This window comes from Candidatus Enterococcus murrayae (assembly GCF_017315985.1).
GTDB lineage: Bacteria > Bacillota > Bacilli > Lactobacillales > Enterococcaceae > Enterococcus_A > Enterococcus_A murrayae.
The window spans coordinates 1-13,181 of record NZ_JAFLVR010000092.1 but is presented as its reverse complement, the minus strand read 5'-3'; the positions used below and the strand labels follow the sequence as shown (position 1 = coordinate 13,181).

General features: G+C 33.8%; 13 protein-coding genes. 12 read left to right on the top strand and 1 reads right to left on the bottom strand.

Annotation, left to right across the window (positions count from 1 at the left end; translation table 11 throughout):
• The first annotated feature begins 521 nt into the window (after positions 1-521).
• The 12 genes from JZO85_RS22880 (at position 522) to JZO85_RS22830 (ending at position 12,521) form a co-directional block, all read left to right on the top strand.
• Positions 522-1,346: a PRD domain-containing protein gene (locus JZO85_RS22880; protein ID WP_207110821.1), complete on the top strand. Its 825-nt coding sequence runs from the start codon at positions 522-524 to the stop codon at positions 1,344-1,346.
• Positions 1,347-1,448: 102 nt separating this feature from the next.
• Positions 1,449-3,350: a beta-glucoside-specific PTS transporter subunit IIABC gene (locus JZO85_RS22875; protein WP_207110820.1), complete on the top strand. Its 1,902-nt coding sequence runs from the start codon at positions 1,449-1,451 to the stop codon at positions 3,348-3,350.
• 12 nt (positions 3,351-3,362) lie between these two features.
• On the top strand, positions 3,363-4,835 hold the full coding sequence (locus tag JZO85_RS22870; protein WP_207110819.1) for a sulfatase: 1,473 nt from the start codon (positions 3,363-3,365) through the stop codon (positions 4,833-4,835).
• Positions 4,836-4,930: 95 nt separating this feature from the next.
• A complete protein-coding gene (locus tag JZO85_RS22865; RefSeq protein ID WP_207110818.1) occupies positions 4,931-6,043 on the top strand; it encodes a radical SAM/SPASM domain-containing protein in 1,113 nt (370 codons plus the stop codon).
• On the top strand, positions 6,040-6,816 hold the full coding sequence (locus tag JZO85_RS22860) for a TSUP family transporter (protein ID WP_207110817.1): 777 nt from the start codon (positions 6,040-6,042) through the stop codon (positions 6,814-6,816). Before JZO85_RS22865 ends, JZO85_RS22860 begins: the two co-directional genes overlap by 4 nt.
• Positions 6,817-6,831: 15 nt before the next feature.
• Entirely contained in the window at positions 6,832-7,683 is an 852-nt protein-coding gene (locus tag JZO85_RS22855; RefSeq protein WP_207110816.1) for a formylglycine-generating enzyme family protein, read from the top strand.
• A gap of 513 nt (positions 7,684-8,196) precedes the next feature.
• Positions 8,197-8,550 carry a GntR family transcriptional regulator gene (locus JZO85_RS22850; RefSeq protein WP_207110815.1) on the top strand — a complete coding sequence of 118 codons (354 nt, stop codon included), beginning with the start codon at positions 8,197-8,199 and terminating at the stop codon, positions 8,548-8,550.
• Between the two features lie 25 nt (positions 8,551-8,575).
• Positions 8,576-8,851, top strand: coding sequence for an ATP-binding cassette domain-containing protein (locus JZO85_RS23470; protein WP_347401825.1), 276 nt, complete (start codon positions 8,576-8,578; stop codon positions 8,849-8,851).
• Positions 8,852-8,865: 14 nt separating this feature from the next.
• Positions 8,866-9,261, top strand: coding sequence for an ATP-binding cassette domain-containing protein (locus tag JZO85_RS22845; protein ID WP_277988968.1), 396 nt, complete (start codon positions 8,866-8,868; stop codon positions 9,259-9,261).
• Positions 9,262-9,298: 37 nt separating this feature from the next.
• Positions 9,299-9,658, top strand: coding sequence for a hypothetical protein (locus JZO85_RS22840; protein ID WP_207110814.1), 360 nt, complete (start codon positions 9,299-9,301; stop codon positions 9,656-9,658).
• Between the two features lie 309 nt (positions 9,659-9,967).
• Positions 9,968-11,980: an ABC transporter ATP-binding protein/permease gene (locus JZO85_RS22835; protein WP_207110813.1), complete on the top strand. Its 2,013-nt coding sequence runs from the start codon at positions 9,968-9,970 to the stop codon at positions 11,978-11,980.
• A 16-nt stretch (positions 11,981-11,996) separates the two neighbouring features.
• Positions 11,997-12,521 carry a hypothetical protein gene (locus JZO85_RS22830; protein ID WP_207110812.1) on the top strand — a complete coding sequence of 175 codons (525 nt, stop codon included), beginning with the start codon at positions 11,997-11,999 and terminating at the stop codon, positions 12,519-12,521.
• A 181-nt stretch (positions 12,522-12,702) separates the two neighbouring features.
• Here the strand turns inward: JZO85_RS22830 and JZO85_RS22825 are convergent.
• The coding region (locus JZO85_RS22825) for a cyclic nucleotide-binding domain-containing protein (protein ID WP_207110811.1) at positions 12,703-13,181 on the bottom strand (479 nt) is incomplete at its 5' end.

Below are 13,181 nucleotides of genomic sequence, written 5' to 3'. Positions count from 1 at the left end.
AGATTTATTTCACCTCCTTTGTTTATTTTATAGTAAAAATCGTCAACATATAGGGAAAATTATACATTAAAGAATGGATGAATACTATGTTATACGAGGAAATTTTCTCTACGTTAACATACGTATTTACATATGTTTTAGCAAAGAAAACGAATTTTATTCATTTAGTTTTAACTAGTGAGTATGACGTTTTTTGTCACTATTTTTTCTTTGCTTTAAATCTTCGAGGGGATGTCACAAATTTTGTATGGATTCTATTGCTTGTATAGTAGTCCTTTAAGTAATCTTCCAAAATGAGTCCATATGTTCAATTTAGGAACTATCATTTATAATCGAATATTTTTCTATTACTTTTTCAATCTTAAAAAACGCTTGCAAATAACTTTGAAAACGTTTATAATTTTGTTAAATTGAGTGGGTAGTTACTGGTAAAGCAGGCTATACCTTACTACAAGTGTAATTTTGACACGTGTATTAAGGTATGTCTGTTTTTTCTTGTGAACAAGGAGGTGAAATAAATCTTGAAGATCAAAAAAATACTTAATAATAATGCGGTTTTGGTCGGAAAGGATGGAAAAGATTCTATATGGATTGGAACGGGCTTAGGCTTTCAAATGAAGCCTGGGTTAGAGGCGGATGAAAGTAAAATTGAAAAAGTTTTTGTCTTAAAAGAAAAGAATTCGTATCAACGATTTGAAAAATTAATTTCTTCTATACCAATTGAGTATTTTTCACTGACAGATGATATTATTCAATTGGCAAAGGAGAAGTTAGATTACGAGTTGAGTGAAATGCTATATATGTCTTTGACAGATCATCTATTCAATTTAATAAAGCTTTATAAACAAGGAATTTCTCTTCATAATCGTCTGTCTTGGGAAATTAAAAAAAGTTATCCCAAAGAGTTTGAAATAGGAAAACAAGCACTTTGCTTAATCGAAAAAAAAATAGAAGTAACATTAGCGGATGAAGAAGCAGGCAATATTGCAATGCATCTGATCAATGCTCAGATAAATGAGAATGGAGATCAAATGATTGATGCCAGAATCATTGCTAAAAAAATTCGAGATATTATTGCAATTATACGTTTATCAAACAGATTAACGATCAACGAAAATTCATTAGCTTATGATCGATTCGTTACTCATCTACGTTTTTTCTTTCAACGTTTGAATGGACCAGAACATAAGTCGAAGCCGAATCCTTTGTTAGCGCATGTAAAAGAGCAATACCATCAAGCTTTTCAAACAATGAAGTTAGTTGAAGAGTATTTAAAATCATCTTTAAATGATGATGAGCAGTTATATTTAACCTTGCATATTCAAAAATTAATAGAGAACGATTAGGGTTGTTACTGGTAAAGCAGGCAAGACTGACAGAAGCTTTCTTAATTGAAGGTTTTTGTTTGTCTTGCCTTTTTTAGTTGAAAAATAGAAAGGAAGAAAAAAATGGCCTACGAAAAATTAGTCAAAGAAATTTTAGAAGATGTTGGTGGAAAAGAGAATATCAATGGACTGACTCATTGTGTTACTCGTTTACGTTTCAATTTGAAAGATGAAGAAAAAGCAAATACAAAAGAATTAAAAGAAGTACCTGGAGTTGTGACCGTAGTTCAAAGTGGGGGACAGTACCAAGTTGTTATTGGTAATCACGTTCCAGATGTTTACAAGGAATTTATTGAACTTTCCGGGGTGTCAATAGAAACAGAAGTAGTTAAGGAAAAGAAAGGATTATTGGATAGCTTTATTGATATTATTTCAGGCATTTTCACACCTGTCTTGGGGCTATTAGCTGCTACAGGGATGATTAAAGGACTGAATGTTCTGTTTGTATCATTAGGCTGGATTACAAATACTTCAGGAACCTATGCTATCTTACAAGCTGCAGGAGATTGTTTCTTTTATTTTTTCCCTATCTTTTTAGGATACACAGCAGCTAAAAAATTTGGATTGAATCAATTTGTTGGGATGGCTTTGGGGGCTGCGTTAGTTTATCCAACAATTGCTAATCTGGCAACAAATGCGGAACCTTTGTATACATTGTTTTCAGGAACAATTTTTGAGTCGCCAGTCTATATTACTTTTTTAGGAATTCCAGTTATTTTGATGAGTTATGGATCAAGCGTTATTCCAATCGTAGTTTCAACCTTTTTTGGTAGCAAACTTGAAAAATCCTTAGCTCGTATTATTCCTAGCATATCGAAAAGTTTCTTAGTTCCCTTTCTAACAGTAATAATTATGGTTCCTCTAACTTTTATTATTATTGGACCTATAGCAACTTGGGCTGGAGATTTACTAGGTGAATTCGTATTAACAATTTATAATTTTAGTCCGATTGTAGCAGGAATTGCTGTTGGAGCTATTTGGCAAGTTTTAGTAATGTTTGGTTTGCACTGGGGAATTATTCCGATTGCAATTAATAATATCGGTGTATTAGGTTACGATCCTGTGATGGTTTTAGGACAGGCAACGCCGTTTGCAACTGCTGGAGCTGTGTTAGCAGTAATTATCAAATCTCGTAATGTTTCTGTTCGAGCAATCGGTATTCCGGCTTTTATTTCTAGCTTGTTCGGTGTTTCTGAGCCATCACTTTATGGGGTTACTTTACCACGAAAAAAACCATTCATTGCTACTTTGATCTCATCCTCTGTTGGTGGATTGATATTAGGTATCTTCGGAACAAAGACTTTCATAATGGGTGGTATGGGTATTTTTAGTTTACCCAATTATATTAGTCCCGAAACCGGAATTGGAACCGGATTTTATGGATACGTACTTGCGATTGTAGTCGCTTTTGTACTGTCATTTATATTAACATTAACTTTCTTATATGATCCAAAAGAAGACCGTGAAGCACAAAGAAAAAAGGACAATGCAAAGAATAACGTAGAGACTAGAAAAAATGATCTGATGACAGAAGTAGTAGTCCAATTACCAATTCCTGGAGAGGTTCTTTCGTTATCAGAAATAGATGATTCAGCATTTTCTACAGGATTATTAGGCAAAGGGCTTGCTGTTCGACCAAGTGAAGGAAAAGTATATGCTCCTTTTGATGGTACAGTTGAAACATTGTTTCCAACAAATCATGCAATTGGCTTGAAATCAGTAGATGGGATTGAGCTATTGATCCATATTGGAATGGATACCGTGAATTTAGAGGGGAAATATTTTGTACCTAAGGTGAAACAGGAAGATACGATTAAGAAGGGACAATTATTGTTGGAATTTGATGGAAAAGCAATTCAAGAAGCGGGCTATTCTATTGATACACCAATTGTAGTTACTAATACGAAAAAATATTTGGATGTGTTAGAAAAAGTCGAAAAAAAAGAATTGATTATTATCAAATAAAGGAGTGAAATCATGCGAGCAATAATGATTATGTTCGATACCTTGTCACGAGAATATTTATCTAATTACGGAAATGAATGGATGAAAACTCCAAATTTTCAAAGATTAAGGGAACAAACAACAACTTTTGATCAATTCTATGGAGGTAGCATGCCTTGTATGCCAGCCCGTCGTGAATTGCATACAGGACGTTATAATTTTATGCATCGTATGTGGGGACAATTGGAACCCTTTGATCACTCTATCTTTGAAATTATGCAAAATAAAGGGATTTATTGTCATTTAGTGACAGATCATTCTCATTATTTTGAAGATGGTGGGGCGACCTATCATAATCGTTATTCAACCTGGGAAGGATTCCGCGGGCAAGAAGGAGATCGTTGGATTCCCAGAAAAGCAGGAGAGAACCATCCTCAACAGAACTCTTTAAATAAGACAGGAATTTCTGTCGATCAACATTTTGCAAATCGAACTAAGCAACAAACTGAAGAAACAATGTCAAGCATACAAACAATTCAAGCAGGACTAGAATTTTTGGAAGCATACCGAACAGAAGATGATTGGTTTTTACAAATTGAATGTTTTGATCCTCATGAACCTTTTTTCGTTCCAGAAAAGTATCGAGAACTTTATCAAGAGCAACCGACAGATCAACCTTATTTTTGGCCTAAATATGGACGAATTACGGAAGATATTACTGAAAATGACTTAACGGGACTTCAAAAAGAATATGCGTCATTAATAAGTATGTGCGATAAACATCTGGGAAAACTATTGGATTACTTAGATGAAAATAATATGTGGGAAGACACATTAATCATAATTAATACAGATCATGGTTTTTTGTTAGGTGAACATGATTGGTTAGGAAAAAATGTAGCACCTATGTATGAAGAAATTATCCACCTTCCATTTTTTATTAGTACTCCAGATAGTAAAGTGGGCAATCATTGTCAAACTTTGAGTCAAACAATTGATATTCCAGCCACTTTACTTGATTATTTTGGAATTGAGAATGAGCTAGACATGGATGGGAAATCTTTACTACCTGCATTAAAAAATGAAGAAACGCTGCTTCATCCAGAAATTATTTTTGGTACGAACGGCGGACATGTAAATATTTATGATGGACGTTATATGTATATGCGAGCATCTGTTCACCCTGATAATGGTCCAATTACTATTCAGACTTTAAATTATTCCATGATTCGAGGTTTCTTAAAAAAAGAAGTTTTAGATCAATTAGCACTTAAGCCAGGGAATCGCTTTACAAACCAATATCCTTACACCGAAGTACCAGTAACAACATATATTGATTCATATTCTATTGGACATTTGTTATTTGATTTAAAAAATGATCCTAAGCAAGAACACCCAATTAAAGATAAAAAAATCGAAAACAAAATGATTCGAAAATTAGTAGAAATTATGAATCGAATTGAAGTACCAGATAGTGAATATGAACGATTAGGTCTCGTAAAATAGAGAAAAATTGGCGAATCTTTAGTAAAAATTTCTAAGGATTCGTTCCTTTTTCAGTAAAAGTGAATAAATAAGGAGTTCAGAAAAAAGGTGAAGGAATGAAACATTTATCGGTTTTAATCAAACCAGCATCTTCGTTGTGTAATCTTCGCTGTAAGTATTGCTTTTATGCCAATGTTAGCTCACTCAGAGAGGTTCGTTCGTATGGAAAAATGAAATGTGAGATTGCGACGGCAATGCTAGAAAGTATTTACATCGATTTAGAAGATGGTGATGAATTAACTCTAGCTTTTCAAGGTGGCGAACCAACTATGGCAGGGTTAAGTTATTTTGAATATATTACTGATTTTGTAGCTCAACAAAACAAACAAGTACATGTAAACTACGCGATTCAAACTAATGGCGTCATTATTAATGATCAGTGGTGTAAATTTTTAAAAAATAATAATTTTCTTGTGGGATTGTCCATTGATGGTCATCCGTTGTATCACGACATGAATCGTATAGATTCAAGAGAGAAAGGCACTTTTTATCGCGTTTTAGAAACCAAAAAACTCTTTGATCATTATGCAATTGACTACAATATTTTGTGTGTATTAACGAATCCGTTAGCAAATGAAGGAGAAAAAATTTTTCATTTCTTGAAGGAGCAACAAATTGATTATGTCCAGTTTATTCCTTGTTTAGAAGACCTGGATGCAAGAAGGGAAAGTAGCTATCCTTTAACGCCAAGAGGTTTTGCCAAGTTCTATCAAAGAATGTTTAAACTTTGGCTGGATGAATTACGGACAGGACGATATATAAGTATCAAGTTATTTGATGATTTGATTAATTTGTTAGTTAGGCAGCAAGTAACAGCTTGTGGCATTCTTGGGAATTGCCAAGTTCAATACGTTATTGAAGCAGATGGCAGTGTGTATCCTTGTGATTTTTATGTTCTAGATGAGTATAGAATTGGTTATATTCAAGAGAATACTTTACGAGAATTGTTTGAACAGGATGTTTCTCATAATTTTATTTGTGAACGATCAGTGACTCCAGAAAAGTGTCAAAGTTGTCCTTTTCAGCAAATGTGCGGTGGAGGATGTAAAAGAATGAAGGACGCGGTATACATTGACGAATATGGTTATTGTGGTTATCAGAAACTGCTTCAAGAATTTATACCAAAAATAGAAGAGATATTGATTTTGTTGCAGGAGGTGAACATGTGATAGGGATTCTTTACTTTTTTGTAATTGTCTTAGCCAATACTGTTGGAGCAGTTTCTGGAATGGGCGGTGGCGTAATCATTAAGCCCATTTTTGACTTCATCGGTGCGCATGATGTGGCAGCAATATCCTTTTATTCTGCCACTGCAGTTTTTACGATGTCCGTTGTTTCTACTACGCGTCAATTGGCTAGTGGTCGTAAATTTAATTGGAAAATCGTCAGTTGGGTATCTTTTGGAGCAGTGTTAGGAGGAATTTTTGGAAATTTAGCATTTGAGGCTTTTTTTAGCTGGTTTGGAAATAAAGATATCGTGCAATTGATTCAAATTGCATTAACAACGGTTAGCTTGATTTTTGCTTTTATGTATTCAAAATGCAATTGGAAAAATTTTCAATTTACACATGTTATTTTGTACTTCAGTTGTGGCTTAATACTAGGATTCTTAGCCAGTTTATTAGGTATTGGTGGTGGTCCAATAAATGTTTCGTTACTTATGCTATTGTTCTCATTACCTATTAAAGATGCAACTGTTTATTCTATCTGTACAATTTTCTTTTCACAGTTTGCCAAATTGCTTACAATTGCTTTTACGACAGGATTTAGTCGGTATGATTTAACAATATTGTGGTTTGTGATTCCAGCAGCAGTTATTGGGGGATTACTGGGAGCAAAACTTAGTAATATTTTATCACCAGAAAAAGTTACTATTGTTTTTCAAAGTGTCATTCTACTTGTGCTATTTATAAATCTTTATAATGCTTATCAAATATTATAGAAAGAAGGGAACAGGATGATTGCTATTCCAGAAGGAACGTTTCAAATCGGGACAGATCAACCAGATGGATTTCCTACAGATAATGAAGGTCCGAAAATAACTATTCAACACCCTGCATTTAAGATTGATGAAACAACAGTAACCAATAAAGAATTTGCATCATTCATTAAGGAAACTGGCTATATTACCGAAGCAGAGAAGTTTGGTTGGTCCTTTGTTTTTCATTATTTTTTGAGTGAAGAGACAAAAATGAAAAGTGAATTAGTTCCTAATATGGGCTGGTGGTACGCAGTAGCTGGAGCTGATTGGTCTCATCCCGAAGGAGCAGATTCTTCAATTGAAGCCAGGTGGGATCATCCAGTAGTTCAAGTCTCTCGAAATGACGCTGTTGCTTATTGTCAATGGGCTGGAAAACGTCTACCTACTGAGGCAGAGTGGGAATTTGCTGCTAAAGGGGGAACTGGGTTTGAAAAATATTACTGGGGGGAAGAATTTTTAAAAGATGGTACTTATCAATGTAATATCTGGCAAGGTGATTTTCCGAGAACAAATACTTTGGCAGATGGGTTTGCAAGCACAGCACCCGCTAAATGGTACGAAGCTAATGCTTACGGAATGTATCAACCTATTGGAAATGTATGGGAGTGGTGTAGTAACCCTGCACGAATAAATTTAACAGAATTTAAGGAAAAGAACAGTGCTTATTTCTGGTCAAACCATCAAATAATTAATGAGAAAACTTATGCTACACGTGGAGGGTCTTTTTTGTGCCATGAATCTTATTGTAAACGATATCGACTTTCCGCCCGAAATGGAAATACTGGAATGTCTGCGGCAAATAATTTAGGTTTTAGATGTGTGAAATAATTCTTATGTAATTGCACATTTTGGGTTCTGTATTAGGTAGATGGTCAGGAACGAAGAACTGTCTTTGAAGTTTCAAAAATGGAAGGTACATAAATTGGAAAAAATTTTAGTCCATTGATAAAACCCAGATAATTACAGATTAAAATAAGTAATTAATTCAGTAATAAAGAAAAAAGGCGACTATTTTCTCCTCTCTTTAACGTAAAAAGGGGAATAGTCCGTCTTTTTTTATTTTGATTTTTTATGCTTCTTCAGTCAAATATCACAAAGACGTTCGTTTGTAGCAAAATCTTTGTTTTATTGAAACTCCCTTATGCATTATACATTTATTAGTTAGGTAAAATAAGTGAAAGCTACTATTTCTATTATGAAACCTATCATGAATTCCCACAGTTTTCCTTATTAGGACTCCTCCCGAACATATCAAGGATATAAATGAATAATTTTATTTTGCATATAGTAAAGATGTATCGTATCAATGTATCGATACAGCAAAATAAAAGAGGACATTGTATGGACTTTAATGAAAATACCCCGATTTATCTGCAGGTAATTAGCTATATTGAAACGTTGATACTAACCGAAGAATGGCAGCTCCAAGGAAAAGTTCCCTCGGTCAGAGAATTTGCGAAAATGCTGTTGATAAATCCTGGGACCGTTCAAAAAGCATATGCGGATCTCGAAAAAAGACAGCTACTTATCACTATTAGAGGTATTGGTAAACAAGTGACTGATCAAAAACAGCGTATTCAACAATTAAGAGAAAATCGCTTGAATGAAAAATTGAGTCTATTTCACAAGGAGATGAAACAACTAGGAATTGAAAAGGAAAGTATTCTAAAGAAAATTCAGCATCTAGAATGGTAAACAAAAATGAAAGAGGTGTTCATAAGTGACATTAAGTATCCGGTCATTAAATAAAGGTTACGGAATAACTTCACCAGTATTATTTGATATTAGCTTTGAGCTAGAGAAAGGAAGTATTACTGGCGTTTTAGGTAAAAATGGTATTGGAAAATCTACGCTATTACGGAGTATTGCTCAACTAGAGCCTATTCAAAATGGCAAAATTTTCTGGGACGGGAATCCGCTAAAAAAAAGGACGATGTTTCGTTTGTTTTACTTTCAGATTACTACTATAAGAATAAGACAGTCCAAACCGTTGTAAAAGAATTTCAGTTATTGAATGATCATTTTGAAATAGAAAAAACATACTCTTTATTGCAAAATGTGAAAATTGATTTTCAACAGAAAATTCACACAATGTCTACCGGAATACGACAAAAGTTTGAAATTGCACTCACTTTAGGAAAACAAGCTAAAATTTATCTTTTCGATGAGCCTTTCTCTAATGTGGATTTTGCATCAAGAAGTGATATTAAACAAATGCTTCAAATGAATGGGACAAATGAGAATATACTCATTTTGACGACCAACATCTTGGAAAATATGGACACTCTTTTAACAGATGCCGTAATTCTAAATCATCAAAAGGCAACAAAAGTTTACAATTTAGAAAAAGTGAGAGAAACAAAACGTAAATCATTGAAGCAAATTTATCTGGAGGAAACAAGATGAAAAGACTTATTGAGTTTTATTACAAACAAGAGCAAGATTGTTTTTTCAAGCTTTGCTATTGATTTTTATCAGTTATCTATTTGGTTGGCTATACAAGTTATTTTATGATTTCAGTCAATGGGAAGTTTCTGATCATTATCATCAATCAATGGTTAGCGGTGGATTGCGTTTACCTATTTTATTAACCATTTTCTTTTCTGCTTTTCTTTTTTGGAGAATTAATAGAATGGACGTTTCATCTAAAACTAGAACGCCGGCTGCTTTTACAGAGGATTCTGAATGGAAAAAAATAATAGCAAAATATTTGGTAAGCTATGTTGAAATTGTGAGTCTCATTTTGATTGAAGGAGTTTCTCTAATCATTCTCAGTGATTATTCTTTTCAAATAGCACATTGATATTTTTTATTATCCTTGCAGGAATAATTTTTTCTTGTGTAACGTACTTCATTTTTTTACCCCAGATAATTAAATACTACACGCAAGGAGCCACTAATCTTTTAACTACAATCTCATACGGAACAATTCTATTTTTGATCTTTTGGACAAATGGCATTTTACGTGCTAACTACACGGGAGTTTATCACTCCTTCATTCTTTTTAATCATTCATTTAATCCATTACCGTCTTTGGTTAATTTATTGATATGTTTAAGTATTATTTGGTTGTATCTAAAACAAAATACTGGCAGTTTAGAGGTGCAAAAATATGATTAAGATTAAAAAATTAAATAAAAGTCATTACATTGACAAAAATCATGTTGAGCATGTCTTAAAAAAAATTAGCCTTGAGATCATGCAAGGAGAGTTTGTCGCGATTACTGGACAAAGTGGTAGCGGAAAATCAACACTGTTGAATATAATCGGCGGTTTAGATTCAAAATATGAAGGAATAGTCACGTTTAAGGGGAATGAACTGGACAAATTAAATTTGGATCTATATCATTCCCAAAGTATCGGGTTTATCTTTCAAAGCTTTCATTTGATTGAGCATCTTTCTATTATAAAAAATGTCACTCTTGCGATGGGGCATAGTAAAAGGTCCCAAAAACAAAAAAACGATAGTGCTCAACAGTTATTAAAAAAGGTCGGTCTGGAAGGGATGGAGCAAAAGCTGCCCAGCCAACTGTCTGGCGGACAAAAACAACGTGTAGCTATAGCCCGTGCTCTTGCAAATAATCCGGAAGTCGTCATTGCGGATGAGCCTACAGGCGCTTTAGATACAGAAACTTCTAAAGAAATTATAGAGTTACTCAGATCACTGAATCGAGAAGGTATGACTTTAATTATTGTCACGCACGAAATGAGTGTTGCCGAACAAGCAAATCGAGTTTTAAAAATTGAAGATGGTCGAATTCAAAATCAGTCTTCATCGGCAACCTTATCGAAGGCAGTAACAGAAACAATTTCAAATAAGAAAGTAAAAAAAGATAGAAGAATTCCTATTAGAGATTTAGCTACATTTGCTTTTGGTAATTTCCGCGAGCGTCTTGTGAGAAATACTTTAATTGGATTAGCCATGAGCATAGGAATTATAGCGATTTTGCTGGCTATGGGTACTGGGAATGGTGTTGAACAACGAATTGATGAGATATTTAGCGGGAGATTCTCTCCTAATCAAATCACCACTTTCTATAAAGATCCACAAGCGCGTGGTGTTACACGTCCTACAACCGCTTTATCTTCTGAAGAAATCAGAAAGATCAAAGAAATGTATTTAGAAGAAGGAATTGATGAGGTTTACGAAATTAAGGTAGTACCTGGTGTTACTATTAAATATGTTAAGGACGATGGTGGAACTGAACTGCTTCAAGAAGCAGCGACACTTCAAGCTGCCAACTTCGCAAACAAACGCTATCAAGAACTATCAGTTGAACAAGAAACCTTGTTAGCCGGAAAACCCGTTCTCCAAGGGGAAAAAGGAATTCTACTAACATCCTCTTTAGCTAAGCAAATTTTAGAAACGAATTTTTCTGAAAATAAGGATGATTACGGGCAATTAATTGGTCAGAAAATTGCCCTTCATTATTTTTCTCGGAACACAACAGATGAAGTTTTCATAGAAGCACCGATTGTAGGAATAACAAATTCTAATCAAGAAGGTTTCGCTTCAAATATTTCAGTTGGAGAAAAAACTTTGGCAGAGTTACAAATAGCTGCAAATCTATCTGACACTACTATTTCTATTGATGGGTTCGCTACTAATACTACTCAAGTCGAAGAGATTATAGAAAAATACGCTGATAAGGATAGTTGGAGTGAATATGCAGTGACGAATGGGAATAGTTTTGTAGACACTTTTAGTCAGTTTACTCAAATTATTGTCACATTAATCGCTGGTATCGCTGGTATCTCACTTTTAGTGAGTGGAGTTATGATTGCCATTGTGCTGTATATTAGTGTAATTGAAAGAAAACGAGAAATTGGTATTTTACGTGCTATCGGGTATAGCAAGGTCAGTGTGAGTAGTTTATTTATTTTAGAAGCTGTTTTTATGATTTTACTTGCTAATTTATTTTCAATTGGTCTTTCATGGGCAATTAGTACGTTAGCCAATCCTATTTTGGAAAATAATATTGGTTTTGCCAATCCAATTATGATTATGCCAATTCATTGGCTTATGACAGTGTTCATTACTCTGATAATCGGCAATTTATTTGCCTTTTACCCAAGTCGTAAAGCAGCAAAGCTTGACCCTATAGAATCCTTACAATCAATCTAATAGGAGGAATTTTACTATGTTAAAGAAAAAAAGTGTACGGATCTCATTAATTATCATTAGTGTGGTCATTCTAATTTTAGGAGGAGGGTTAGCATATTATCGTTTGTCACGTATCCAAGGGACAGTTTCTCCTACAGTAATAAATGCACCGCTAAAAGGAGAAACAGAAACACCACACGTCATCATTTACACACAAGATCGTGCGTTTAAAAATGAAGTGATAAGTAATATTACTGATGAACTTACAGATAAAGATATTTATTTAGAAATACAGCCAATTGAAGAATTAAGCGAAGATACTTCCCCGTGGGACAAAGTTATTCTTTTCACCACAATTATGTCGAGTGAACCTCCAGAAAATACCTTATCATTTATTAATGACAATAAAAATAACGAAAAAGTAGCAGTTTTTTTGACAGCTGATTCTGGAAAATGGGCTCATCAGCCGGCTGATGTTGAGGTACTTACTGCTGCTTCAAATAAAGATGAAAATATTGATGTTTTTACAAAGGGAATCCTTCATTTTATTGAAGAAAAATAAAGAAAAATTTCTTGGAAAGCTTATAAAAAGACAAAGAACTGTGTGTAAATATTGCCACAGTTCTTTGTTGATCAAAATATTTTAAGTGTAAAATGATCGTTGTCGTGGGTTCTTAAAGTCGTCTTAACATAACAAACAAGAAGGTAAAACATTATGAGGGATTACTGACTCGTTTTATTTCTTATTTCAGAATGAAAGGAGCTTTTCTGTTAAGTAAAAATCCTGATTCTTTCAGTTCTTTTAAGCAGATAGAGATTCTAGATTGTGAGGTTCTACAAAAGCGTGCCAAAACTTCTTGAGTGATTTCCATTGGAGTCTGAATTTGTCCCGCTTCATTTATTTCGCCAATAAAATCACTTAAATAAGATAAACTTTTTTTTGTTCTTTCAGTAGGAGATAAAGATAGGAAATTTTCAAAAAGATAATGTCGTTGAAAAACATCGGTAAAATTTGTTAGTAAAAGTTCATATAGATTGGTCCGTTGATTCAAAGAGGTCAATAAAAAGTTTTTTTCAACTCGATAAATGATTGCTCCAGAGCTGAGAACCTTAATTGCATGATTTTTCGAAGGAAAACTAGAAAAGGCGTCTAATCCAAATAAATCATTTTCGAAAATGAAAGCTGAAATATAGGAACCTTGTTTTTTTGTTACCTCTACAG